Origin of the sequence: Ancylobacter lacus (genome assembly GCF_018390635.1) — a bacterium.
Taxonomy (GTDB): Bacteria; Pseudomonadota; Alphaproteobacteria; order Rhizobiales; family Xanthobacteraceae; genus Ancylobacter; species Ancylobacter lacus.
In genome coordinates, this window is sequence record NZ_JAHBGE010000044.1 from 253,235 (window position 1) to 276,945 (window position 23,711).

General features: G+C 68.5%; 22 protein-coding genes. 9 read left to right on the top strand and 13 right to left on the bottom strand.

The features are described from left to right. Positions 1 to 14: 14 nt before the first annotated feature. On the bottom strand, positions 15 to 542 hold the full coding sequence (locus KHC27_RS10035; protein ID WP_213338514.1) for a hypothetical protein: 528 nt from the start codon (positions 540 to 542) through the stop codon (positions 15 to 17). A gap of 408 nt (positions 543 to 950) precedes the next feature. Here KHC27_RS10035 and KHC27_RS10040 point away from each other — a divergent pair, with 408 nt between their 5' ends. Continuing rightward, positions 951 to 2,429 carry a hypothetical protein gene (locus KHC27_RS10040; RefSeq protein WP_213338518.1) on the top strand — a complete coding sequence of 493 codons (1,479 nt, stop codon included), beginning with the start codon at positions 951 to 953 and terminating at the stop codon, positions 2,427 to 2,429. 180 nt (positions 2,430 to 2,609) lie between these two features. On the opposite strand, the gene KHC27_RS10045 is transcribed toward KHC27_RS10040, so the two are convergent. From KHC27_RS10045 to KHC27_RS10100, 12 genes are all read right to left on the bottom strand, one after another. Then, positions 2,610 to 4,319 carry a thiamine pyrophosphate-binding protein gene (locus KHC27_RS10045; protein WP_213338521.1) on the bottom strand — a complete coding sequence of 570 codons (1,710 nt, stop codon included), beginning with the start codon at positions 4,317 to 4,319 and terminating at the stop codon, positions 2,610 to 2,612. A gap of 235 nt (positions 4,320 to 4,554) precedes the next feature. After that, entirely contained in the window at positions 4,555 to 6,981 is a 2,427-nt protein-coding gene (gene gyrB, locus KHC27_RS10050; RefSeq protein ID WP_213338523.1) for a DNA topoisomerase (ATP-hydrolyzing) subunit B, read from the bottom strand. A 58-nt stretch (positions 6,982 to 7,039) separates the two neighbouring features. Further along, complete coding sequence (locus tag KHC27_RS10055) at positions 7,040 to 7,654, bottom strand: LysE family translocator (protein ID WP_213338524.1); 615 nt, start codon at positions 7,652 to 7,654, stop codon at positions 7,040 to 7,042. Between the two features lie 66 nt (positions 7,655 to 7,720). Continuing rightward, a complete protein-coding gene (locus KHC27_RS10060) occupies positions 7,721 to 8,113 on the bottom strand; it encodes a VOC family protein (protein ID WP_213338525.1) in 393 nt (130 codons plus the stop codon). Positions 8,114 to 8,118: 5 nt separating this feature from the next. Continuing rightward, entirely contained in the window at positions 8,119 to 9,270 is a 1,152-nt protein-coding gene (gene recF / locus KHC27_RS10065; RefSeq protein ID WP_213338991.1) for a DNA replication/repair protein RecF, read from the bottom strand. Then, positions 9,270 to 10,385 carry a DNA polymerase III subunit beta gene (gene dnaN, locus KHC27_RS10070; RefSeq protein ID WP_213338527.1) on the bottom strand — a complete coding sequence of 372 codons (1,116 nt, stop codon included), beginning with the start codon at positions 10,383 to 10,385 and terminating at the stop codon, positions 9,270 to 9,272. Before dnaN ends, recF begins: the two co-directional genes overlap by 1 nt. A gap of 195 nt (positions 10,386 to 10,580) precedes the next feature. Then, on the bottom strand, positions 10,581 to 12,092 hold the full coding sequence (gene dnaA / locus KHC27_RS10075; protein WP_213338529.1) for a chromosomal replication initiator protein DnaA: 1,512 nt from the start codon (positions 12,090 to 12,092) through the stop codon (positions 10,581 to 10,583). Positions 12,093 to 13,251: 1,159 nt separating this feature from the next. Next, positions 13,252 to 13,515, bottom strand: coding sequence for a 30S ribosomal protein S20 (rpsT, locus tag KHC27_RS10080; protein WP_213338531.1), 264 nt, complete (start codon positions 13,513 to 13,515; stop codon positions 13,252 to 13,254). A gap of 137 nt (positions 13,516 to 13,652) precedes the next feature. Continuing rightward, the gene (locus KHC27_RS10085) at positions 13,653 to 14,465 is read right to left on the bottom strand and encodes an enoyl-CoA hydratase (RefSeq protein WP_213338537.1); all 813 of its coding nucleotides are present in this window, start codon (positions 14,463 to 14,465) and stop codon (positions 13,653 to 13,655) included. A gap of 11 nt (positions 14,466 to 14,476) precedes the next feature. Continuing rightward, positions 14,477 to 15,409 (bottom strand): bifunctional DNA-formamidopyrimidine glycosylase/DNA-(apurinic or apyrimidinic site) lyase, encoded by a 933-nt coding sequence (gene mutM, locus KHC27_RS10090; RefSeq protein ID WP_213338538.1) that lies wholly within the window; start codon positions 15,407 to 15,409, stop codon positions 14,477 to 14,479. Positions 15,410 to 15,433: 24 nt separating this feature from the next. Beyond that, the gene (locus KHC27_RS10095; RefSeq protein WP_246519798.1) at positions 15,434 to 16,084 is read right to left on the bottom strand and encodes an HAD family hydrolase; all 651 of its coding nucleotides are present in this window, start codon (positions 16,082 to 16,084) and stop codon (positions 15,434 to 15,436) included. A 63-nt stretch (positions 16,085 to 16,147) separates the two neighbouring features. Next, entirely contained in the window at positions 16,148 to 16,663 is a 516-nt protein-coding gene (locus KHC27_RS10100; RefSeq protein ID WP_213338539.1) for an invasion associated locus B family protein, read from the bottom strand. Positions 16,664 to 16,993: 330 nt separating this feature from the next. Here KHC27_RS10100 and coxB point away from each other — a divergent pair, with 330 nt between their 5' ends. The 8 genes from coxB to KHC27_RS10140 all read left to right on the top strand — a co-directional run bounded on the left by coxB (position 16,994) and on the right by KHC27_RS10140 (position 23,669). Further along, positions 16,994 to 17,884: a cytochrome c oxidase subunit II gene (gene coxB / locus KHC27_RS10105; RefSeq protein ID WP_213338994.1), complete on the top strand. Its 891-nt coding sequence runs from the start codon at positions 16,994 to 16,996 to the stop codon at positions 17,882 to 17,884. 57 nt (positions 17,885 to 17,941) lie between these two features. Continuing rightward, positions 17,942 to 19,534, top strand: a complete 1,593-nt coding sequence (gene ctaD, locus KHC27_RS10110) for a cytochrome c oxidase subunit I (protein WP_213338542.1) — start codon at positions 17,942 to 17,944, stop codon at positions 19,532 to 19,534. A gap of 153 nt (positions 19,535 to 19,687) precedes the next feature. After that, the gene (locus KHC27_RS10115) at positions 19,688 to 20,644 is read left to right on the top strand and encodes a heme o synthase (RefSeq protein WP_213338547.1); all 957 of its coding nucleotides are present in this window, start codon (positions 19,688 to 19,690) and stop codon (positions 20,642 to 20,644) included. Between the two features lie 27 nt (positions 20,645 to 20,671). After that, on the top strand, positions 20,672 to 20,848 hold the full coding sequence (locus KHC27_RS10120) for a hypothetical protein (RefSeq protein ID WP_213338548.1): 177 nt from the start codon (positions 20,672 to 20,674) through the stop codon (positions 20,846 to 20,848). Positions 20,849 to 20,855: 7 nt separating this feature from the next. Continuing rightward, on the top strand, positions 20,856 to 21,464 hold the full coding sequence (locus KHC27_RS10125; RefSeq protein ID WP_213338549.1) for a cytochrome c oxidase assembly protein: 609 nt from the start codon (positions 20,856 to 20,858) through the stop codon (positions 21,462 to 21,464). Between the two features lie 70 nt (positions 21,465 to 21,534). After that, complete coding sequence (locus KHC27_RS10130) at positions 21,535 to 22,371, top strand: cytochrome c oxidase subunit 3 (protein WP_213338550.1); 837 nt, start codon at positions 21,535 to 21,537, stop codon at positions 22,369 to 22,371. 87 nt (positions 22,372 to 22,458) lie between these two features. After that, on the top strand, positions 22,459 to 22,845 hold the full coding sequence (locus KHC27_RS10135) for a DUF983 domain-containing protein (protein WP_213338552.1): 387 nt from the start codon (positions 22,459 to 22,461) through the stop codon (positions 22,843 to 22,845). Then, positions 22,842 to 23,669: an SURF1 family protein gene (locus KHC27_RS10140; protein ID WP_343210882.1), complete on the top strand. Its 828-nt coding sequence runs from the start codon at positions 22,842 to 22,844 to the stop codon at positions 23,667 to 23,669. The genes KHC27_RS10135 and KHC27_RS10140 overlap by 4 nt, the downstream gene beginning before the upstream one ends. Positions 23,670 to 23,711: the final 42 nt, after the last annotated feature.

Below are 23,711 nucleotides of genomic sequence, written 5' to 3' on the forward strand. Positions count from 1 at the left end.
TTTCCCACGCGACCTCAGCCGCCGCAGGCTGCGACCAGCGCGGCATAGGGTTCCGCCATGCCGGCCTGGCTCATGATGTAGCGCGCGCCCTTCACCGCCGCGACGAAGGGCCGGTTGGTCCGCACGATGGTGGCGAGGCCGGCCAGTGGGCCGCGGGCCTCGACGTCGACCGCCCCGCGCGGCGCATCGGCGACCGCGGTGCCGGGGAAGACCACCCGGGCGCGGCTATTCTCCAGCGTCACCTCGGCCGGCTCGCCCGGCAGCAGCCCGTTGGAGCCGAACCGCGTCCGCAACGCCAGCGTGCCGCTGCCGCGGGCGCAGGCGATGTCCAGCACCCATTCCTCCCCGCCGGGCACGCCGAGGGTGAGGTGCGCCGTCTCGCCCCGGCTGTCGCCGAACCACACCGGCTCGGCACAAGCCGGTGCCGCCCCGCCCGCCATCAGCGCCACGAGCAGTGCCGCGACGGGCAGCGCGAGGGCGGATCGAGGGGCCTTCCGTGGTGCGGCCTGTGGGGTGGGGCGCTGCGGGTCGAGGCGACTCATGGGCACTTCCGGTTCATGGGCACTTCCGGTGGCGACGCAGGGAGGTGGAAAGGCCGTTGGCCGATGAGGCAGCGGCGCCGGCGAGCTTCTTGAAACATCTACCCCAACGGGAGGCTCCTCCGCGAGGGGGCCGGCCCGGGGGGCATCTTCTTGAGGGGAGCCTGGGACGGCCGGTAGCAGAGCCGTTTCGGGGCGCGTCTGGACGCCCCGCGTCAGGGCCGAAAGTCAATCGGTATCTCTCCCACTATCGCCTCCTGTTGGCATCCTTCGCTGCCATTTTGGAGGTAGTTCCGGTCTGCATTCATAGGTGAAATTATAGCCCGCCATAGTGTCGGGATGTAACATGGTATTATAATGCTGCACTGCAAAATTATATTGCATTGCACATGGTACAGTGGAGAGAAGTTCATGCGAAATATGTTCGGCACGGGGGTAGCGCGCACGTGTCTGCTCTCGGGTATTTCCACTCTGGTTCTTTTGACGGCTGCGCCATCTGCTTTTGCTGGCGGTGCCGGTGTGCTGGACAAGACCTTCGGTGCTGACGGCAACAAAGACGGCACGCCGGACGGCGTTGTTTCGACGTCGCTTGGAAGCGGCGACGACATCGCCACCGCCGTGGCCCGCACGCCGGACGATAAGCTCGTGGTGGTCGGCAGTCATGTCGCCAACGGCTCGTCCGATGTCATCGTCGCGCGCTACAATCATGACGGCACGCTCGACAAGAGCTTCGGCAAGGATGGCGGCAAGGACGGCACGCCCGACGGTGTGGTGGACGTGTCGCTCGGAGACGGCAACGACGTTGCGACGGCGGTTGCGGTGCAGCCCGATCGCAAGATCGTCGTGGCCGGCTATCACCAGGACGGCAAGAGCAAGAATATCTTCGTGGCGCGCTTCAACAGGAATGGCACGCTGGACAAGAGCTTCGGCGCGGACGGCAACGCCGATGGCGCGCCCGATGGCGTGGTGAACGTATCGCTGGGCGACGGCGACGACATCGCCCGCGCCGTGGCGCTGGCCGCCGATGGCAAGATCGTGGTGGCCGGCGATACGGTGAAGGGCGACAGCTCCAATATCGTGGTGGCCCGCTTCAACGCCGACGGCACGGTGGACAAGCGCTTCGGCGCGGATGCCGGGGCCGACGGCACGCCCGATGGCTTCGTCAGCATCGACCTCGGTGCGGGTGACGATGTCGCCAATGGCCTCGCCATCGAGCGTGACGGCGAGATCGTCGTCGCCGGCTCGCACCGGGAAAAGGGCAGCGACAACATCATCGTGGCGCGCCTCACCAGGAATGGCAAGCTCGACAAGGGCTTCGGCGCGGATGGCGGCAAGGACGGCACCCCGGATGGGGTGGTCAGCGAGTCACTGGGCGATGGCAATGACGTTGCCCGCGCCGTGGCGCTGGACAAGAAGGGCCGCATCGTCATTGCCGGAACCACCACCGCCAAGGATGGCAGCTCGAACATGGTGCTGGCCCGCTTCCGGCATGATGGCTCGCTCGACGCCAGCTTCGGTGTCGACGGCGGCGGCGACGGCACGCCGGATGGCTTCGTGGCGGTCGATCTCGGCAAGGGCGACGATGCCGCCACGTCGATTGGCCTTCAGCCCGACGGGAAGATCGTGGTCGCGGGCTATCACACCGACGGCAACAGCAAGAACATCGCCGTGGTGCGCGTTCTGCCCGACGGCCGCCTGGACAAGAGCTTCGGCGCGGACGGCGGCAAGGACGGCACCCCGGATGGTGTGTTCGGAATCTCGCTGGGTGACGGTGACGATGTCGCCAACAGCCTTGTCATCGACGGTTCGCGGTTGATCGTGGTCGCCGGCAGCACCGATGACAAGGACCACAGCAAGAACATCGTTCTGCTGCGCCTGTTGGCGAAGTAGGAACGGCGCGGCAAAGCCTGTCGAGGTCGGTTGGTCCGGCAGCGGGCGATCTCGACAGGCGAGGCGGACGGGACGCAGACGGCCCGCCACTTCCGGCCTTGCCCGCGCCGCCGCCATCGCAGCCCGCGCCCCGCGGCGCCTGATCGACCGCGCCGCGCGGCGGGCTTTGCGCCCGGCGCCTCAGCTCACCGAGCGGCGGGCGAGCGAGGCTTCCCGCAGCGCCGCCAGCGTCGTCACCGGGGTGATCGCCTCCGGGTCGAGCTTCACATGCACCACCGCCGGCTGGCCGGAGGCCAGCGCCGCCTCCAGCGCCGGGACGAACTGCGCGTCGGTCTCCACCGTCGCGCCGAAGGCACCGAAGGCGCGGGCATAGGCGGCGAAATCCGGGTTGGTCAGGCTGGTGGCATAGACCCGGGTTGGGAATTCCCGCTCCTGGTGCATGCGGATGGTGCCGTACATGCCGTTGTCGATGATGACCGCCAGCACCGGGATGCCGTGCTGCACGGCGGTGGCGAGTTCCTGCCCGGTCATGAGGAAGTCGCCGTCGCCGCACACCGCCACCACCGGACGGTCGGGGAAGGCGCGCTTCGCCGCGATGGCGGCGGGAAAGCCGTAGCCCATCGAGCCGGAGGTCGGCGCGAGCTGGCTGCCATAGGCGCGGAAGCGGTGGAAGCGGTGCACCCAGGTGGCGAAATTGCCGGCGCCGTTGCAGACGGTGGTTTCCGCCGGCAGGGCGCGCAGCCAGCGCACCAGCGTCGCCATCTGCACCGGGCCGGGATTGGCGGGCGGGTTCTCGCTCCAGGCGAGATAGTCGGCCCGGGCCTCCTCGCGCCAGCCGCCCCAGACGATGCGGTTCGGCGGCTGCACCCCTTCCAGCGCCGCGGCGAAGGCGCCGGCGGAGGCATTGATGGCGAGGGCCGGCTGGTAGACCCGGCCGAGCTCCTCCGGGTCGGCATGGACATGCACCAGCGGCACGCCGGGATCGGGAATGCCGTAGAGCGAATAGCCCTGCGAGGGCACCTCGCCGAGCCGCCCGCCGGCGACGATGACGAGGTCCGCCGCCTTGAGCCGCGCCACCAGCTTCGGGTTGATGCCGAGCCCGACATCGCCGGCATAGCAGGGGTGGTCGGCGGGAAACAGCATCTGCCGGCGGAAGGAGGCCGCCACCGGCAGGTCGAAGCGCTCGGCGAAGCGCACCACCGAGGACACCGCGCGCGCGTTCCACCGGCTGCCGCCGAGGATCATGACCGGGCGCTCAGCGGCCCAGAGCATCTTCTGCAGCCGCATCATGTCGGTGAGGCCCGGCCAGGTCTCGGCCGGCTCGACCGCGGGCGCGTCCGCGACCTCCGCGGTCTCGCTCAGCATGTCTTCCGGCAGGGCGATGACGACCGGGCCGGGTCGGCCCTGCATGGCGACGCGGAAGGCGCGGGCGACGATCTCGGGAATGCGCGCGGCCTCGTCGATCTCCACCGCCCATTTCGCCAGCGGGCCGAAGGCCGCGCGGTAATCCACCTCCTGGAAGGCTTCGCGCCCGCGCATCGAGCGCCCGATCTGCCCGACGAAGAGGATCATCGGGGTGGAATCCTGCGAGGCGATGTGCACCCCGGCGCTGGCATTGGTGGCGCCGGGCCCGCGGGTGACGAAGCAGATGCCGGGTCGGCCGGTGAGCTTGCCCACCGCTTCCGCCATCATCGCCGCCCCGCTCTCCTGCCGGCAGACCACGAAGTCGACCGAGGTGTCGGCGAGGGCGTCGAGCACGTCGAGATAGCTTTCCCCCGGCACGCCGAAGGCGCGGGTCACGCCATGGGCAAGGAGCGCGTCGACCAGGAGGCGCGCGCCGGTGCGCCGGGTCGGCTCGGGGGCGGGGAAGGCGGGGGAGGGGAGTGTCATGGCCTGCTTGCCGGGCTGCGCGCGTCGCGCGGGACGGGAGGTGGCCGGGAGGCCCGGCCGGGTCGCAATCTAGCCGCATCCGGCCGGCGCGCCCATGCCCGAAAAGCAGGGGTGGCGGCACCGCGCCCGGCCGTCGTGGCGGCGCAGCGGGCAGGCGGTGCCGGGGCTCGGTCCGATCGCACCGATCGGACACATCGTCCACCTCACCACACCGTTTTTCGGCCGGATCGAACCGTCAGACGTCGACGATCGCCTTCAGCGCATTGTCCTGGATGAACTCGCGGCGCGGCTCGACAATGTCGCCCATCAGCCGGGCGAAGAGATCGGCCGCCTCGGCCTCCTCCTTCACCGTCACCTGCAGCAGCGAGCGGGCGTTCACATCGAGCGTCGTCTCCCAGAGCTGCTCGGCGTTCATCTCTCCCAAGCCCTTGTAACGCTGGAGTTTTACGCCCTTGCGCCCGGCGTCGGTGACGATGTCGAACAGGTCCATGGGGCCGAAGGCCACCGCATCGGCGCTGCCCCGGCGCAGCGTCGCGGGAGCCGCGTGGACCTCCTGGAGCTCGTCGGCAAGGGTGTTGAGGCGGCGGGCCTCGCCGGAGGTGACGAAGGCGGCGTCGAGCACCACCGATTCCTTCACCCCGCGCACGGTGCGGGTGAAGCGGAAGCCCGTCGGGTCGGCCGCGCCGCTCCAGCCGCGCTCCGTCTCTTCCGCGACGATGTTCAGCCTATCGGCGATTTTGATAGCCATTTCAGGGGCTTGCTCTTCATCGCCGAGCACGCCGGAGCGGAAGGCGCCGCCCAGCGCCGCCTGTTCCACCACCGCCCGGTTGTAGCGCGGGTGCAGCCCGTGCATCACCGCCCGGAACGAGCGGGCGCTCTCCAGCACCGCATGCAGGTCCGCCCCGCGCCGCACCTCGCCCGAGGCGAGGATCAGGCTGGCGTCGTCGAGCCCCTGGGTGATGAGGTAGTCCTCAAGAGAGCGCTCATCCTTCAGATATTGCTCGGATTTTCCGCGCGTCACCTTATAGAGCGGGGGCTGCGCGATGTAGATGTGGCCGCGCTCGATGAGCTGCGGCATCTGCCGGAAGAAGAAGGTCAGCAGCAGGGTGCGGATGTGCGAGCCGTCGACATCCGCGTCCGTCATGATGATGATCTTGTGGTAGCGCAGCTTGTCGGCATTGAAGTCGTCGCGCCCGATCCCGGTGCCGAGCGCGGTGATGAGCGTGCCGATCTGGTCCGACGACAGCATCTTGTCGAAACGGGCGCGCTCGACGTTCAAGATCTTGCCGCGCAACGGCAAAATCGCCTGGAACGCGCGGTTGCGGCCCATTTTCGCGGAGCCACCGGCCGAGTCGCCCTCGACGATGAAAATCTCCGACTTGGCGGGGTCCCGCTCCTGGCAGTCCGCCAGCTTGCCCGGCAGCGAGGCGACGTCGAGCGGGTTCTTGCGGCGGGTGAGCTCGCGCGCCTTGCGGGCGGCCTCGCGCGCGGCGGCGGCCTCCACCACCTTGCCGACGACGCTCTTGGCTTCCGAGGGGTTTTCCTCGAGCCAGCTTCCCAGCGCCTCATTGACCAGCGCCTCGACCACCGGGCGAACCTCCGAGGAGACCAGCTTGTCCTTGGTCTGCGAGGAGAATTTCGGATCCGGCACCTTCACCGAGAGCACGGCGGTCAGGCCCTCGCGGCAGTCCTCGCCGGTGGGGTCCACCTTCTCCTTTTTGGCGATGCCAGAGCGTTCGGAATAGCCGATGATCTGCCGCGTCAGCGCTGCGGCGAAGCCGGTGAAGTGGGTGCCGCGGTCACGCTGAGGGATGTTGTTGGTGAAGCAGAGCACGTTTTCGTAATAGCTGTCGTTCCACGACAGCGCGCATTCCACCGATATGCCGTCTCGCTCGGCGCGGATGACCACGGGCCGGGGCAGCAGGGCCTGTTTGGAGCGGTCGAGATACTGGACGAAAGCTTCGACGCCGCCTTCATACATCAGCTCCTCGCGCTTTACTTCGGCCGAACGGGCGTCGGTGAGCACGATGCGAACCCCTGAATTCAGGAAGGCCAGCTCGCGCAGCCGGTGCTCCAGCGTGCCGTAGTCGAACTCGATCCGCGTAAACGTGGCCGGCGAAGGCAGGAAGGTCACCTTGGTGCCGCGGCGGCCGTCGGGCGCCGGCCCGACCCGGGCGAGGTCCTGCTCGGCATCGCCATGGCGGAAGCGCATGAAGTATTCATAGCCGTCGCGCCAGATGGTGAGGTCGAGATAGGTCGACAGGGCATTGACCACGGAGACGCCGACCCCGTGCAGCCCGCCCGAGACCTTGTAGGAGTTCTGGTTGAACTTTCCGCCGGCGTGAAGCTGGGTCATGATGACCTGCGCCGCCGAGACGCCTTCTTCCTTATGGATATCGGTCGGGATGCCGCGGCCATTGTCGGTGACGGTGACCGAGCCGTCGTCGTTCAGCGTCACCGTCACTTCGGTGGCGTAACCGGCAAGTGCCTCGTCGATCGCGTTGTCCACCACCTCATACACCATATGGTGGAGGCCCGACCCGTCATCCGTGTCGCCGATATACATGCCCGGGCGCTTGCGCACCGCATCCAGGCCCTTGAGGACCTGGATGGACTGGGCCCCGTATTCTTCCGAGGACGGAGAGGGGTCGGAATCGGCCATGTTCAATTCTCTTCGAATCGTTGCAGCGATCTGGACTATTACTAGCGCATTCGCGCGTTCATTTCGTGGCGACGAGCACGGCTGCGCCGGCCATGGCGGTGCCGCAGGCCCGGTTGATGAAGCGGACCGCGCGGGCGCTTGCGGCGAGATGGCGAGCGCGGTGGGCAAGGGCGACGTAGCTGCCGAAGACGGCCCCGAGAACCACCACGATCACCGCGCAGAGCTCGGCGAAGGCGAGCACGCCCAGATGGTTGAGGTCGATCAGGCTCGGCAGCAGCGCCAGATAGAACGCCATCGCCTTGGGGTTGCCGAGCGTCATGCCGAGTCCGGTGAGGAACAGGCCGGCCTGGCTTTCGCTCTCGCGGATATCGGCCGCAGCGACCGTGGCAGCCGGTGCCGTCCACATCTTCCAGGCGAGGACGACGAGATAGGCGGCCGCCGCCAGCCGCACCAGCACGAAGAGCGAACCGAGCGCGGCTGCCAGCGCCGCGAGGCCGAGAATGGCGCCTGCCAGCCAGACCATGTCGCCGAGGATGATGCCGCCCACCAGCGCTGCCGCACCCTCCCGGCCGCGCACCAGCGTGCGGGCGACGAGCGCGATCACGCTGGGGCCCGGAGAAGCGGCAGCCAGCGCGAGCGCTGCGGCGAAGACGAACAGTCCCAGAAGGTCCATGCCTCTCCGTGCGCGCGTGCGCGCGAAAGGTCAACCCCTTGGCTCATGCCCTTGGCGCGCCCCATCTCAGTCCGGCACCCGGTGATGGACGGCCTCGATCCGGTTGCCGTCGGGATCCAGCACGAAGGCGGCATAATAGGCCGCATGGTACTGCGGCCGGAGGCCCGGGGGGCCATCGCAGCGTCCGCCCTGCGCCAGTGCCGCGCGATGGAAGGCGTCAACCGCTGCGCGGTTCGGGGCGCGGAAGCACCAGTGGCGATTGTCCGGCACCACCGTCCCGCTGCTCGCCAGTACGGTGAGGTAGCTGTGGGCGTCGTCGCCGGCGTCGTTGCGGATGCCGTAGCCGGCGGCGTCCTCCCGCCGCCAGACCCGCGGAATCCCGAGCGCGGCCATCACGGCATCCCAGAAGGGGAGGGCGGTTCGCGGGTCGGAAACGGTGATCGAGACGTGGTCCAGCATGAGGCTCACCCGTGGGTTAGCGGAACGATCTGGCCGGGGCGGATGTCGAACCGTTCGGCCCGGTTGCCAAGAGCCGCGAAGGCGGACGGATCGGCGCCCGTCATCCACACCTGGCCGCCCAGCGCCGCTAGCGCCTCGAACAGGGCGGCACGGCGTTCGGGGTCGAGATAGGCCACCACGTCGTCGAGCAGCATCACCGGCGCCAGCCCGGTCATTTCGCCGACAAGCCGGGCATGTGCGAGGGCGAGCCCGATGAGCAGCGACTTCTGTTCTCCGGTGGAGCCCTGGGCTGCCGGGATCGCCTTGGGGCCGTGACCGACCCTGAGGTCGGTGAGATGGGGACCCTCGAGCGTGCGTCCGGCGGCGCGGTCACGGGGCCGGCCCTGGCGCAGCACATGGCGGTATTCGTCTTCCACCAGCGTGGCCGGGCGCTCGCGGAGGGCCGCCTCCACGGCACCTTCGAGCGCCACGCTCGCCCAGGGAAAGAGCGAGGCATCGTCGCGGTTCGCAGCGATTCCGGCGGCAAGGCGGCGCACCGCCTCCACCCGCGCCGCGGCCACCGCCACGGCGAGGGCGGCGAGTTCCTGCTCGACCGCCTCGAGATAGCGCGGTTCCGTCGCGGGTTCTTCCAGCAGGCGGTTGCGGGCCCTGAGCGCCCGTTCCAGCGCGCTTACCCGGGTGGCGTGGCCAGCGTCGACCGCAAGCACCAGCCGGTCGAGAAACCGGCGCCGGTCGCCGGGCGAGCCGAGAAACAGCCCGTCCATGTCGGGCGTGAGCCAGACCACGCGCAGATGGTCGCCGAAGGCGCTCGCCGAGCCGACCGGCTCGCGATCGATGCGGGAACGCCGCTGCCGCGAGCCGTCATCCAGCGTTTCGACGCCGGTGCCGAGCGCGACCTCGCCATAGGCTCCCTCCACCGTGGCGGCGACCGCCCAGCCGGCGGCCGTCGCACCGGCAGCCCGGTGAGCAACTCCCTCAAGCGCCGCGCGGCGCAGGCCACGGCCGGGAGAGAGGAAGGAGATCGCCTCCAGCAGGTTGGTCTTGCCGGCGCCGTTTGGCCCGGTGAGCACCACCGGCCCCTCGCCGGCGACGATCTCCGCCGTGGGGTAGCTGCGGAAATGGGTGAGGCGCAGCCGCGTGATGCGGGCGGCGGGTATCACACGCGCATCGGCATCAGGACATAGAGGGCGCCGCGCTTCTCCGGGTCCTGGACAAGGGTGGGCGAGCCGGGGTCGGCCAGCTTCAGCTCCGCTGTCGCGCCCTCGATCTGCGAGGTGATATCGAGCAGATAACGGCTGTTGAAGCCGATATCGAGCGGCTCGGCGGCGTATTCGACCTCAATCTCCTCCACCGCGCTGCCGGAATCCGGATTGGTGACGGAAAGAGTGAGGCGTCCGTCGGCGAGCGCCAGCTTCACAGCCCGCCCGCGCTCGCTGGCGACGGTGGAGACACGGTCGACCGCCGCGGCGAAATCGGCCTTGTCGACGATGAGGGTCTTGTCGTTGGCCAGCGGAATGACCCGGCCATAATCCGGGAAGGTGCCGTCGATCAGCTTGGAGGTGAGCACGACACGATCCAGGGAGACGCGGATCTTGGCGGTGGAAAGCTCGATCCCGATCTCGGCTTCGCCGTCCTCGACGAGACGCTGGATCTCGGCGACGGCCTTGCGCGGCACGATGACCCCGGGCATGCCCGCCGAGCCGGCGGGGGCCGCCGTCTGTGCCTGCGCCAGGCGGTGCCCGTCGGTGGCGACCGCGCGCAGGACCGGGCCACCGGCCTCGGCGACATGGAGATAGATGCCGTTGAGGTAGTAGCGCGTCTCTTCGGTGGAGATGGCGAACTGCGTCTTGTCGACCAGCCGCTTCAGCTCGCCCGCCAGAATGGGGAAGCTGTGGCTCATCTCGCCGGCAGCGAGGTCGGGAAAGTCGGTCTCCGGCAGGGTCTGCAGGGAGAAGCGGGAGCGGCCGGCGCGCACGGTGAGGGTGCCGCGGTCGCCGCTGGTCTCGATCAGGACCTGCGAGCCCTCGGGCAGCTTTCGCACGATGTCGTAGATGGTGTGGGCCGGAACCGTCGTCGCCCCTTCCTGCGCCACCTCGGCGGGGATGGTCTCGACGATCTCGATGTCGAGATCGGTGGCCTTAAGCGCGAGACCGCGCGGGCCGGTGCGCATCAGGACGTTGGCGAGGATCGGGATGGTGTTCCGCCGCTCGACGACACGATGGACATGGGCGAGAGACTTGAGCAGTTCGCCCCGCTCGACGGTGACCTTCATGGCCGCGACTTCCAGCTCGGAGAGTTAGGACCGCGCACGGGGCGCGAAGGAAGCGGGCACTGCCTCACCGCGCCCCGGCGGGCGGCGCGGGTGCGCCGCCGGGCCGACGACATTGCCGCCCGTTTCGCCGCAGCGCAAGGCCGCGACGGCGTCGGCGGGACAGATTATGGGGACAACAAGAGGGGAGAGCGGGGACTACTCGTTGACCAGCCGCTTCAGCGCCTCGAGTTCGTCGGCCAGCACCCGGTCGGTGCCTGCCAGACCCTCGATCTTGCGCACGGCGTGCAGCACCGTGGTGTGGTCGCGTCCGCCAAACCGGCGGCCGATGTCCGGCAGCGAGCGAAGCGTGAGCATCTTGGCAAGGTACATCGCGATCTGGCGCGGCTTCACCACATTGGCAGTGCGGCGCTGGGAGAGGATGTCGGCGCGGGTTACGTTGTAGTGCTTGGCGACAATGCGCAGAATGTCGTCGATCTTCACCCGCTTGGGCTCGGAGGAGCGGACGAGGTCGCGCACCACCACTTCCGCCATTTCCAGAGAAATGGCGCTGCTGTTGAACTGGTTGTGCGCCAGCAGGCGGTTCAGTGCGCCGTCGAGGTCGCGGCCGTTCTGGCCGCAATTGCGGGCGATGAAGCTCAGCACATCGGCGGGCACGCCAAAGCCGGCATGCTGCTGGGCGAGCGCGGCGACCCGCGCGTTCAGAATGGCGATCCGCAGCTCTTCGTCGAGCGCGGCGATCTCCACCACGAGGCCGCCGGCAAGGCGCGAGCGCACCCGCTCCTCCAGGGCGTCGAGTTCCGCGGGAGGACGGTCGGCGGCGATGACCACCTGCCGGCCGGCATCCATCAGCGCATTGAGGGTGTGGCAGAATTCCTGCTGGACGCTTTTGCCCTGCAGGAACTGGAGGTCGTCGATGACCAGAACGTCGATGCCGCGCAGCTGCTCCTTGAAGGCCAGCGAGGACTGGGTCTTCAGCGCATTGACGAAGCCGTACATGAAGCGTTCGGCGGTGAGATAGACCACCCGGCGGCCGCGGGCAGCCCCGGCGGCGGCGATGGCCTGGAGCAGGTGCGTCTTGCCCAGCCCGACCTCGGCATGGAGATAGAGCGGGTTGAATACTGGGTTTGCGCCAGCTGGCGCTTCGGCGACCTTCAGCGCGGCGGCATGGGCGAGGCGGTTGGAACTGCCAAGGCGATAGCTCTCGAACGTGAAGCGGGGGTCGAGCGGCGAACCGCCCGTCATGTCGCTGGCAACCGCGCGGGCCTCCGGCGCCGGGGTCGGCGCGGACGCCGCGGAGGTGGCCTCGCGGCGGGGCTCGGCCGGGCGGACGATGCGGCGGGCGGCAACAGACGCGGGCGAGGAGCCGGAGCGCACCACCGCGGAACGTACCATGAGCTCCACGCGGGCATTCGGCAGCTCGGGCTGCCAGAGTTCCGCGATCTTCTCCACGTAGTGCTGCTGGATCCAGTTTTTCAGGAACAGCGTCGGCACGGAGAGATAAACGGTCTCACCCTGCACGCCGTCCAGCTCCAGACGGGTGAACCAGCTCGCATAGATTTCTTCGCCGATCTTGGCGCGAAGGCACGCACGCACGCGCTCCCAGATGTCGCGGACGCTGCCCCCGTCGCGGCCGCCGACAGCAGACCGGGTGGCGGGCTGCGCCGTGCCGGCTCGGTCGGAGATATCCAGATCATCTGGCCTGAACATGGTGAGCTCCCGCCTTGCGAATTGAGGTCTTGTTGTCAACAGGACGAGGCGGCAAGGACCGGCATGCGCAAGGCGCTCCAACCGGGGCGCACACCGCAAAATGCGGCCGCTACGCCTTGGGGAGCGCTACGTGTCGGTATCGCCGTCTCGAATATGGCTTCAGGTGGATGAGGCGCTTCTCGCGCCTATTCCTGCGATCGAACCTCACAGCAGGCGTGAGGGCTCTGGTCTTCCGCGCAATGAGTGGATGAGTTCGGCGGGAAGATGTCCCTGGACCGCACCCTTTCGGTGCGGGCAGGAAGACGTTCTAGATCGCAGGCATCGAGAGTCATAGTAGCCCCTTCGCAGACAATATAGATGTCTGCCTGTCAAAGTTTTTGCTTGTTTTGGAATACAACCACAAGAACTCAATCGTCATTCGGGAAGCATCGTCGAGCGGACGCTGCCGACGGCCCCGAAACTCAACAAACAACGCAAACGACAATAGGCGTCTTCATTTAGGCAATGCACCTCCGAGCCCCTCACCACCGATGAGTGGTAGCCGATATCTCAACTTTGCGCTGAGCGATCTTCGGCCGACCGAAGATGGAGTGAACATACACAGGGGTCTTCGCGGGTGCAACGCCATTGGGCCTGCCAAGGCCGCGAGCCCAGCCGGGGAGGCATGCATGCGACTGACCCCTAGTCGGCAAATCTCTGAGTCGCTTGCGAGATTCGCCGGGCCTTCCGGCTGGCGGAAAAGGAGAGGTTTTTCGACGAGCCGCAAGGGTGGACCCATGTCCACCACAGATTCGGTGAGGCTGGCGCGGCGTGGGTCGTAACATACGGATATTGCATCATATTTTCTGGCATGCGGAGGTCGTGTCATGCCGCCTTCAACGCCGATTCCACGCCGGAAGTGTGCCGCGAGAGTCAAGCATGATTCCGGCCGCCATCGTGCCGCTCAATGCCGAGTGTGACACTTGTGCAACGTGTTTCCGGCGCGGCCGGAGGTGTTTTCGCACCGCAGCACGCGTAGGTATTTCGCTGCTCCAGCGCTCCAGCGGCGGGGCTGTCGACCAGAGAGGCGAGGGAGGCCAAAACGCCAAAACCCGGCCTCGCGGCCGGGTTCAGCAATCAGGTCGGAAGCGATGTCCCGGCGTGTGGCCGGGCGCCTCGATCAGCCGAGCTTGGCGAGCTGATGGGCGAGGCGCGACACCTTGCGGGACGCGGTGCTCTTGTGCAGCACGCCCTTCTGGGCGGCGCGCATGATCTCCGGCTCGGCAGCCTTGAAGGCAACGCCAGCGGCGTCGCGGTCACCAGAGGCGAGCGCCTCCTCGACCTTGCGCACGAAGGTGCGCATGCGCGAGCGGCGGTTCTTGTTGACCTCGGTGCGGCGCTCGATCTTGCGCGCCGCCTTTTTGGCGGAAGGCGTATTGGCCATCGGCCGTCCTTTTCTACGTCGCAAGGGTCAGGGGTGACCCTGCCCATGCCTGCTGTCAGGTGGCAATAGGGGTGCGCGGCGTTCCGAAGGGACGCCTTCGCGTGTGGCGGGCCTTATAGTCGCGGAAGGGCAGCGCGTCAATCTTCGTGGCGGGTCCTGGCCGCCGCCTCATGGGAGGAATCCTTGCCGAAGCTGGGCTGGCGCTTCTCGACGAAAGCCCCCATGCCCTCCTTCTGGTCGGCCGTGGCGAACAGCGCCTGGAACAGGCGCCGCTCGAATCGGATGCCTTCGGCGAGCGTGGTCTCGAAGGCGCGGTTGACACTCTCCTTCACCATCAGGGCCGCGGCGGGGGCGAGGGCGGCGATGTTCTCCGCCAGCTTCATCGTCTCCGCCTGGAGGTCGGCAAGGGGCACCACGCGGGAAACGAGGCCGGCGCGCTCGGCCTCGGCCGCGTCCAGGGTGCGCCCGGTCAGGCACATCTCCATCGCCTTGGCCTTGCCGATGGCACGGGTGAGTCGCTGGGTGCCGCCGGCACCGGGCAGGATGCCGAGCTGGATCTCCGGCTGGCCGAAGCGGGCATTGTCGGCGGCGATGAGGATGTCGCACATCATGGCCATCTCGCATCCGCCTCCCAGCGCATAGCCCGAGACGGCGGCGATGACGGGCTTGCGGCAGCGGGACAGGCGCTCCCAGTCGGTGATGAAGTCGTCGGTGTAGGTGGCGGGAAAGGTCAGCGGCTGCATCTCCTTGACGTCGGCGCCGGCGGCGAAGGCGCGCTCGGAGCCGGTGAGGACGATGCAGCCGATGCCGGGGTCCGCCTCGAATCGATCAAGTGCCTGATTCAGCTCGGCTATCAGCGCCCGGTTGAGGGCGTTGAGGGCCTTCGGGCGGTGGAGGGTGAGGACGCCGATGCGTCCATGCGTTTCGACGAGGATGTTCTCATAGGACATCGGCGGCCCTCCTATCGCTGGCAGCTCTCACAGTGAAACGTCGCGCGGCCGTTCTGCACGAAGCGCAGCACCGCGCCGCGGCAGCCGGGGGAAGGGCAGGGCGCGCCTTCGCGGTCATAGACGCGGAAGGTGTGCTGGAAATAGCCGAGCGTGCCGTCGACCCCGGCGTGGTCGCGCAGGGTCGAGCCGCCGGCGGCGATCGCCTCGGCGAGGACGTCGCGGATCGCCTGCACCAGCCGCCGCGCCGCGGCGGTGGGCCCGCCGGCGGCGGTGGCGAGCGTGCCGGCCGCCCGGCGCGGCGAGAGGCCGGCGCGGTGCAGCGCCTCGCTGACATAGATGTTGCCGAGCCCCGCCACCACCTTCTGGTCCAGCAGCGCCGCCTTGAGCGAGGTGGCGCGGCCAGCGCAGGCGCGCGCGAGATAGGCGGCGTCGAAGGCGTTGCCGAGCGGCTCGGGCCCGACGCCGCGGAAGAGGGGGTGCTCCTCCAGCGTGCGGCGCGGCACCAGCAGCATGGCGCCGAAGCGGCGGGGGTCGTTGTACACGATGCGGGTGCCGTCCTCGATTTCGAAGACGACGTGGTCGTGCGCCTCCAGCCGGGAGCGGGCGAGGGCGAAGGCGCCGGGCATCTCCACCGTTCCGCCCGGCGCGTCCGGGCCCGCCGCTCCGCCGGCCTTCTCGATGCGGAACGAGCCGGACATGCCGAGATGCATCACCAGAACCTCGCCGCCGGCGGGGTCTTCCGCCGCGCTCTCGAGATCGGCCAGCAGATATTTCGCCCGGCGCCCCAGCCCGAGGACACGCCGGCCGGCGAGGCGTTCGGCAAAGCGCTCCGGCAGCGGCCAGCGCAGGTCGGGGCGCCGCGCCTCGACCGCGCTCAGCCGCAGCCCCTCCATGGCGGGGGCGAGGCCTCGCCGGACGGTTTCGACTTCGGGCAGTTCGGGCATGGGCGGGCTCGCTGTGGCTGCGCCCTATATAAGGTGAAGCGCGCGCAGTTCCGAGATCAGCCCGTCGATGCCGGTGAAATGGTGCGCGCGCAGCCCCGCCTCCCGGGCGCCAGCGGCGTTCACGGCCTTGTCGTCGATCATCAGGGCGTCCTGCGGCGCCACCCCGTGCAGCGCGGCCAGGCGGCGGAAGATCGCGGGGTCGGGCTTCTTGGTGCGGAAGTCGGCCGCGACATGCATGGCGGTGCCGAAGACGGGGCGCAGATGCGGCACCACCGCGTCGAAATGGCGCTTCATCAGCAGGCCGTTATTGGTGAGCAGGGCGAGGGGCACGCGCTCCCCCAACCGTGCGGCGAGCGCCGTCATGGCGGGGTCGGGCCGGGTGACCGGGGCGCGGGTGCGCACCCAGGCGGCGTCGTCGAAGGCGATGCCGAGGGCCGCGCCCACCGCGGCGAGATACTGGTCGGCGTCGAGCGCGCCCATGTCGCCGGCGTCCTCGATGCCGCTGTGCCAGATCCGGCGCTCGACTTCCCCGGCGTCGAGCCCGGCCAGCGCCCCCATGGCCGCCTGCCGCGCCTGCGGGTCGTAGCGCACCAGCACGTCGTCCATGTCGAAGATCACCAGCCGCGGCCCGCCGGGGGAGGGCATGCCGGAGGCTGGCGTGTCTTGGCCGGGCATCTCTTGGCCGGGCGTGTCCGGGCGGTTAGGCGGCGGCTCGGATCGGCTCACGGCGTCCTCGCGTCAGGGAAGCTTGTCGAAGCCCTCGCCGAACCCGTTGAGGCTCAGCGGAATGCCGATACCTTCTTCCGGTGTCTGGAAGATGATGAAGGTGGCGTTCTGGCCATTGCGGAGCTGGCCCACCAGCTTGTCGTCGAGAACCACCTCGGCCACGCAGCCATTGGGCACGCAGCGCACGAAGCCGGCGCGGCCGACATCGGTGTTGTCTATCTTCAGCCCGAGGCCCGAGGGCAGCAGCACGCCGAGCGGGGCGAGCACCCGCAGCAGGCGGCTCTGCTGGTCCGCGGTCTTCAGCACGATGACGGTGAGGCCGACATTGGGCCGGTCGTCCGCCTGCACGCTCTGCAGCAGCACGCACTGCTCGGACTGGGCGCCGGGCGGGGTGTCGCACCGGATCTGCCAGTCCCCGTGGACGGAACGCACCACCCCCTGCGCGCTGGCGCCTCCCGCGGCGGCGAGGAGCATGGCGAGGGCCAGGAAGGCGGGCGCCACGAGATTGAGCGAGGGGAACCCGCGCATGGTCTACTCTCCCGAGGAAATGGCTTCGGAGGGGGCCTGCGCCTGGAGGGGCGCCGACGATTCGGGGCTGCTTCGGTCGGTCGCAGCCTCCCGTGGGAAGGAGGCCTACAGCGCACGCGCGCTATGTCAAGAATGGGGCGCGCGGAGGTTCTCCCGGAATTGGAATGGCTCCAGCCAGACCCGACGTCATGTCGCACAGGAGCGGACCCATGTCTCGTTGCCCGGGGTGGCGTTTTGTGTTTGATGTAGGTCAATTGCCGCCGTTCCCCGCACGCGACTGACGCAACGGTTGAGGGCGCGCAGCCAAGATCTTAGGGAGTGACGATCGCGATGCAGTCGTGGATCAGCAAAGCCGTGCGCAGGTGCGGGGGCTTCGGAACGGGCCTGTCCGCGGGCATCGCGACGGTGCTGGCGGGCTCGGGTGCCGCCCTCGCCGGTACGGGGCAGCCGTCTGACTGGCAGGTCAACCTGCAGGGTGCCGCCTCGCCGGTGATGGAAAGCATCCATTCCTTCCACACCTTCCTGCTCTTCATCATCGTCAGCGTCGTGCTTCTGGTGCTGGCGCTGCTCATCATCGTGCTGGTGAAGTTCAACGAGAAGGCGAACCCGGTTCCCTCCAAGACCACCCACCACACGCTGATCGAGGTGGCGTGGACCGTGATCCCGGTCCTCATCCTCGTGGCGATCGCCATTCCCTCCTTCCGCCTGCTGTTCCTCGAGCTGAACATCCCCAAGGCGGACATGACGGTGAAGATCACCGGGCACCAGTGGTACTGGTCCTATGAATATCCCGACAACGGCGCCTTCACCTTCGACAGCCTCATGCTGACCGACGAGGAGCGCAAGCCGGGCCAGCCGCGCCTGCTGGCGGTGGACAACGAGGTCGTGGTGCCGGTCAACAAGATCGTCCGCATCCAGGTGACCTCGGCCGACGTCATCCACTCCTTCGCCATGCCGTCCTTCGGCGTGAAGATCGACGCCATGCCGGGCCGCCTGAACGAGAGCTGGTTCCAGGCCACCCAGGAAGGCGTGTTCTACGGCCAGTGCTCGGAGCTGTGCGGCAAGGACCATGCCTTCATGCCGATCGCGATCCGCGTGGTGAGCGAGCCGGCCTTCTCGGCGTGGGTCGAGGAAGCCAAGCAGAAATTCGCCTCGGGCGACGCGCCGCGTCCGACCTTCGCCGAGAACGATGCGGCTGCCGCCCTGCCGACGACGCGCTGAGCGCCGGCAGACTGGTTTGAGATGAGAAGCGCGCAAGCGCGGATGAGGGACGAGTTCATGGCATACGCAGCCGGTCACGCGGGCGACCCCACGGGTTGGAAGCGTTGGGTCTATTCGACCAACAACAAGGACATCGGTGTCATGTACCTGATCTTCGCCATCGTGGCGGGGGTCGTGGGCGGCATTCTTTCGATCGGCATCCGTGCCGAGCTGCAGCAGCCGGGCCTTCAGATCTTCTCGGACCCGCAGACCTTCAACGTGTTCACCACCGGCCACGGCCTCATCATGATCTTCTTCATGGTGATGCCGGCGATGATCGGCGGCTTCGGCAACTACTTCATCCCGCTGATGATCGGCGCGCCGGACACGGCGTTCCCGCGCATCAACAACGTCGCCTTCTGGCTGCTGCCGCCCTCCTTCGCGCTGGCGATCCTGTCGCTGTTCGTCGAGGGCGCGGCCGGCTCCAACGGCTTCGGCGGCGGCTGGACCATCTATCCCCCGCTCTCGTCCAAGCTCGGCCACCCCGGCCCGGCGATGGACCTGCTGATCCTGTCGCTGCACATCGCCGGCGCCTCCTCGATCCTGGGCGCGATCAACCTGATCACGACCATCCTCAACATGCGCGCGCCGGGCATGACGCTGCACAAGATGCCGCTCTTCGCCTGGGCGCAGCTCGTCACGGCCTTCCTGCTGCTGCTCTCGCTGCCGGTGCTGGCGGGTGCCATCACCATGCTGCTGACCGACCGCAATTTCGGCACCACCTTCTTCGATCCCGCCGGCGGCGGCGACCCGATCCTGTTCCAGCACCTGTTCTGGTTCTTCGGCCACCCCGAAGTGTACATCCTGATCCTGCCGGGCTTCGGCATCGTCAGCCACATCGTCTCCACCTTCTCCAAGAAGCCGGTGTTCGGTTATCTCGGCATGGCCTACGCCATGGTCGCGATCGGCGTGGTGGGCTTCGTGGTGTGGGCGCACCACATGTACACGGTGGGTCTGTCGGCCTCGACCCAGGCCTATTTCGTCGCCGCGACCATGATCATCGCGGTGCCCACGGGCGTGAAGATCTTCTCGTGGATCGCCACCATGTGGGGCGGCTCGATCTCGCTGCGCGTGCCGATGCTGTGGTCGATCGGGTTCATCTTCCTGTTCACCGTGGGCGGCGTCACCGGCGTGGTGCTGTCGAACGCCGGCATCGACCGCTCGCTGCACGACACCTATTACGTGGTGGCGCACTTCCACTACGTGCTGTCGCTCGGCGCGGTGTTCGCGATCTTCGCCGGCTGGTACTACTGGGCGCCGAAGATGTTCGGCTACATGTACTCCGAGTCGATCGGCAAGCTGCATTTCTGGATGACCTTCGTCGGGGTGAACCTGGTGTTCTTCCCCCAGCACTTCCTGGGTCTCGCCGGCATGCCGCGCCGCTACGCCGACTATCCCGACGCCTTCGCCCACTGGAACTTCATCTCCTCGATCGGCTCCTACATCTCGGGCGTCGCGGTGCTGGTGTTCCTGTTCGGCGTCTACCGCATGTTCGCGGCCAAGGTGCCGGCCGGCGACAACCCGTGGGGCGTCGGCGCCACCACGCTGGAATGGACGCTGTCCTCGCCGCCGCCGTTCCACCACTTCGACACCCTGCCGCGCATCAAGTGAGCGGTAGCCGGCCCGGGCCTCGGCCCGTGGCCCGACGAGTTCCCGGCGCGCACCTCGCGCCGGTCGCCTGAACCAAGGACGCGCCTTCCCCCGGGAAACCGCTCCGGCGGCCATTGCGCCGGGCGGGGGGACGGCGCGGAACCGGAGCGCATGATGAGTGACGTCGCCTCGCGCGAATACGAAGTGACCGGTTCCGAACCCGCGGCGATCGACGTTCCGTCCTTCGCCTCGGTGTCGGACTACATCGCCCTGCTGAAGCCGCGGGTGATGTCGCTCGTCATTTTCACCGCGCTGGTCGGCATCGTGCGCGCGCCCGGCGACGTGCACCCGGTGATCGCCTTCACCGCGCTGCTGTGCATCGCCATCGGCGCCGGCGCCTCGGGCGCGCTGAACATGTGGTGGGACGCCGACATCGACGCGGTGATGACCCGCACCCGCGGCCGCCCGGTCCCCGCCGGCCGGGTGACGCCGGGCGAAGCCCTGGCCTTCGGCATGACGCTGTCGGTCGGCTCGGTGCTGGTGCTCGGCCTGCTGGTCAACGTGCTGTCGGCGGCGCTGCTGGCCTTCACCATCTTCTTCTACGCCGTCATCTACACCATGTGGCTGAAGCGCTCGACGCCGCAGAACATCGTCATCGGCGGCGCCGCCGGGGCGTTTCCCCCCATGGTTGGCTGGGCCGCCGCCTCGGGCGGGATCGGGCTCGAGAGCGTGCTGCTCTTCCTCCTCATCTTCTTCTGGACGCCGCCGCATTTCTGGGCGCTGGCGCTCTACAAGACCGGCGACTACGCCCGGGCCGGCGTGCCCATGCTCCCCGTGGTGGCGGGCGAGGCGGAAACCCGCCGGCAGATCCTGCTCTACACGCTGGTGCTCGTGCCGCTCGGCATCGCGCCCTTCGCCCTCGGCATGGCCGGGCTCGCCTATGGCGTCGTCTCGGTCGTCTCCGGCGCCGCCATGCTGGCGCTGGCGCTGGAGGTGTACCGCCGGCGGGAGGGCGTCGCGGCGGAAAAGGCGGCCAAGCGTCTTTTCGCCTTCTCCATCCTCTATCTCTTCCTGCTGTTCGCGGTGCTTCTGGTCGAAGCCCTGCCGGTACCGTCCGGGATCGGCATCTGAACCATGGGCGCGGCAGGGAGAGACATCATGGCCAACACACCCAAGGACCCCCGCGACCCGGGCGTGGTCCTCACCCCCGAGCAGAAGCGCCGCCAGCGCTCCCGCTCGATCGCCATCGCCGTGGTGCTGGGCGCGCTCTGCGTCCTGTTCTACGTCGTCACCATCGTGAAGCTCGGACCCAACGTCCTCAACCGGCCGCTGTGAGGTGACGATGCGCGCGCGTGATCCTTCGCCTGCCCCCGATGCCCGCGCCGGCAGCCGCCGTCACGCCGTGGTGGCGGTCGCCTGCGTCGCGTTCGTCGGCGCCATGGTCGGCGCCTCCTACGCCGCCGTGCCGCTCTACAAGATGTTCTGCCAGGTCACCGGCTTCGGCGGCGCGACCCGGGTCGCGGCGGCGGCGCCGGACCATGCCATCGACCGGGTGGTCGAGGTGCGGTTCGATACCAATGTGGCGCCGGGCCTGCCCTGGAGCTTCGAACCCGAAGTGCGCTCGATGCAGGTTCGGCTCGGTGACACCAAGCTGGTGCATTTCCGCGCCACCAACCACGCCGACCGGCCGGTGACCGCCGCCGCGACCTACAACGTCACTCCCGGCGTGGTCGGCAGCCATTTCGGCAAGATGCAGTGCTTCTGCTTCACCGACCAGACGCTGCAGCCCGGCGAGTCGATCGAGATGCCGGTGGTCTTCTTCGTCGACCCCGACATGGTCACCGACATCGACGCCGCCAGCGTGTCCACCATCACCTTGTCCTACACTTTCTTCCCCAAGGCGACGCCGGTCGCCTCGGGCCAGGGTACCCCCGCGAAGGCTCCCCTGTGACGAAACGGAATGGTAATATCGCGGCCATCCGACTGGCCCGCTAGAAACAGACGCACGGAGAGCGCGACCCATGGCCGAGGCCCACGCCAAGCACCACGACTACCACCTCGTCGACCCGAGCCCGTGGCCTTTCGTCATCTCGGTCTTCGCCTTCGTCATGGCCGTCGGCGCGGTCTTCTGGATGCACGGCCAGCTCACCTCGCTGGTCTTCATCGTCGGCCTGCTGGGTGTCATCTACACCATGGTGGTGTGGTGGCGGGACATCATCCGCGAGGCGCAGCACACCCGCGCCCACACCAAGGTGGTGCAGCTTCACCTGCGCTACGGCATGATCCTGTTCATCGCCTCGGAGGTGATGTTCTTCGTGGCGTGGTTCTGGGCGTTCTTCGACGCCTCGCTCTATTCCGGCGAAGCCATCAACTTCACCCGCAACGAGTTCACCGGCGGGCACTGGCCGCCCCAGGGCATCGAGACCTTCGACCCCTGGCACCTGCCGCTGCTGAACACGCTGATCCTGCTCACCTCGGGCACCACGCTGACCTGGGCCCACCATGCGCTGGTGCATGGTGATCGCCAGAGCGCGAAGTGGGGCCTCTGGCTCACCGTCGGCCTCGGCGTGCTGTTCTCGCTGTGCCAGGCCTATGAGTACAGCCACGCCACCTTCGCCTTCTCCGGCAACATCTACGGGGCCACCTTCTTCATGGCGACCGGCTTCCACGGTTTCCATGTCATCGTCGGCACCATCTTCCTCGCCGTGTGCCTGGGCCGGCTCTATGCCGGGCACTTCACCCCCACCCATCACTTCGGCTTCGAGGCGGCGGCGTGGTACTGGCACTTCGTTGACGTGGTGTGGCTGTTCCTGTTCACCTTCATCTATGTGTGGGGCGGCGGCGCGGCGGCGCACTGACCCCCGGACCGGACGGTATCGGCGGGGCGGCCCTGGGCCGCCCCGTTTGCGTTTGCAGCGAGGCGCCGGAGGAGTAGAACTGCGGCCATGGACCTGAAGCCCTTCGACACCGCCGTCTCGCCCGTCGCCGCCGGCCTCGGCTGCCGCTGCCCGCGTTGCGGGCGTGGCCGCCTTTTCAGCGGCTTTCTCACCGTCGCCCCGGCCTGCGAGCGCTGCGGCCTCAGCTATGATTTCGCCGATGCCGGCGACGGGCCGGTGGTGTTCATCATCCTCCTCGCCGGTACGCTGGTGGTCGGGCTGGCGCTGTGGGTGGAACTCACCTGGTCGCCGCCGCTCTGGGTCCATGCCCTGCTCTGGACCCCGCTGGTGCTGCTGTCGACGGTCGGGCTCATGCGACCCCTCAAGGCGCTGCTGATCGCCCAGCAATATGCCAAGCGCGCCGCCGAGGGGCGCCTCGACCGGGGCACTCCGTGACGCTTCACGATCAGCCGGCCATGGACGCCGCCCGCCCGGCGACGCGCCCGGCCGGGGCGGGCGCCCCGGCGCCGCGGCCGCGCAAGCCGCGCTGGCGCCGGCTCATCGTGCCCGGCCTCGCCACGCTGGTCGCCTTCGCGATTCTGGTCAGCCTCGGCAGCTGGCAGCTCGAACGGCTGGCGTGGAAGGAGGGCCTTCTCGCCAAGGTCGAGTCGCGCATCCACCAGCCGCCGGTCCCGGCACCGGCCGAGACGGAGTGGAGCGGCGTCGGCTTCGATGCCGACGAGTACCGCCACATCAGCGCGACCGGGCGTTTCCGGCACGATCTCGAGGTGCAGGTCTACGCGCTGGTCGACACCGCGCCGGACGGCAGCGGCGGGCCGGGCTACTGGGTGGTGACGCCGCTGGTGCTCACCGATGGCGCCGCCATCCTGGTCAATCGCGGCTTCGTGCCGCTGGACCGCCGTGCGCCGGCAACCCGGCCGGAAGCCCAGACCGATGGCCTCGTCACGGTCACCGGGTTGCTGCGGATGCCGGAGGAAGAGGGACTCTTCACCCCGGAGAACGACCCCGCCCGCGACGCCTGGTACACCCGCGACCCCGTCGCCATCGCGGCGGCCCGCAACCTGCTGAGGGTCGCCCCCTTCCTGATCGACGCGGATGCGGACGCCACGCGGCCGAAGGCTCTGCCCATTGGCGGGCTCACCCGGGTCACCTTCCCCAACCGGCACCTGGAATATGCCCTGACCTGGTTCGGCCTCGCCGCCACCCTGCTGGGCGTCTTCGCCGCCTTTGCCTGGGTGCGGCTGCGGGAGCCGCGCTGACGCGGCGCGCTTGCGTGACGGCCGCCCGGCCACTAGGTTGCC

Coding starts and splice junctions, on each gene's coding strand:
- KHC27_RS10035 (WP_213338514.1), bottom strand. CDS start 542: ATGAGTCGCCTCGACCCGCAGCGCCCCACCCCACAGGCCGCACCACGG.
- KHC27_RS10040 (WP_213338518.1), top strand. CDS start 951: ATGCGAAATATGTTCGGCACGGGGGTAGCGCGCACGTGTCTGCTCTCG.
- KHC27_RS10045 (WP_213338521.1), bottom strand. CDS start 4,319: ATGACACTCCCCTCCCCCGCCTTCCCCGCCCCCGAGCCGACCCGGCGC.
- gyrB (WP_213338523.1), bottom strand. CDS start 6,981: ATGGCCGATTCCGACCCCTCTCCGTCCTCGGAAGAATACGGGGCCCAG.
- KHC27_RS10055 (WP_213338524.1), bottom strand. CDS start 7,654: ATGGACCTTCTGGGACTGTTCGTCTTCGCCGCAGCGCTCGCGCTGGCT.
- KHC27_RS10060 (WP_213338525.1), bottom strand. CDS start 8,113: ATGCTGGACCACGTCTCGATCACCGTTTCCGACCCGCGAACCGCCCTC.
- dnaN (WP_213338527.1), bottom strand. CDS start 10,385: ATGAAGGTCACCGTCGAGCGGGGCGAACTGCTCAAGTCTCTCGCCCAT.
- dnaA (WP_213338529.1), bottom strand. CDS start 12,092: ATGTTCAGGCCAGATGATCTGGATATCTCCGACCGAGCCGGCACGGCG.
- rpsT (WP_213338531.1), bottom strand. CDS start 13,515: ATGGCCAATACGCCTTCCGCCAAAAAGGCGGCGCGCAAGATCGAGCGC.
- KHC27_RS10085 (WP_213338537.1), bottom strand. CDS start 14,465: ATGTCCTATGAGAACATCCTCGTCGAAACGCATGGACGCATCGGCGTC.
- mutM (WP_213338538.1), bottom strand. CDS start 15,409: ATGCCCGAACTGCCCGAAGTCGAAACCGTCCGGCGAGGCCTCGCCCCC.
- KHC27_RS10095 (WP_246519798.1), bottom strand. CDS start 16,084: ATGCCCGGCCAAGACACGCCAGCCTCCGGCATGCCCTCCCCCGGCGGG.
- KHC27_RS10100 (WP_213338539.1), bottom strand. CDS start 16,663: ATGCGCGGGTTCCCCTCGCTCAATCTCGTGGCGCCCGCCTTCCTGGCC.
- coxB (WP_213338994.1), top strand. CDS start 16,994: ATGCAGTCGTGGATCAGCAAAGCCGTGCGCAGGTGCGGGGGCTTCGGA.
- ctaD (WP_213338542.1), top strand. CDS start 17,942: ATGGCATACGCAGCCGGTCACGCGGGCGACCCCACGGGTTGGAAGCGT.
- KHC27_RS10115 (WP_213338547.1), top strand. CDS start 19,688: ATGAGTGACGTCGCCTCGCGCGAATACGAAGTGACCGGTTCCGAACCC.
- KHC27_RS10120 (WP_213338548.1), top strand. CDS start 20,672: ATGGCCAACACACCCAAGGACCCCCGCGACCCGGGCGTGGTCCTCACC.
- KHC27_RS10125 (WP_213338549.1), top strand. CDS start 20,856: ATGCGCGCGCGTGATCCTTCGCCTGCCCCCGATGCCCGCGCCGGCAGC.
- KHC27_RS10130 (WP_213338550.1), top strand. CDS start 21,535: ATGGCCGAGGCCCACGCCAAGCACCACGACTACCACCTCGTCGACCCG.
- KHC27_RS10135 (WP_213338552.1), top strand. CDS start 22,459: ATGGACCTGAAGCCCTTCGACACCGCCGTCTCGCCCGTCGCCGCCGGC.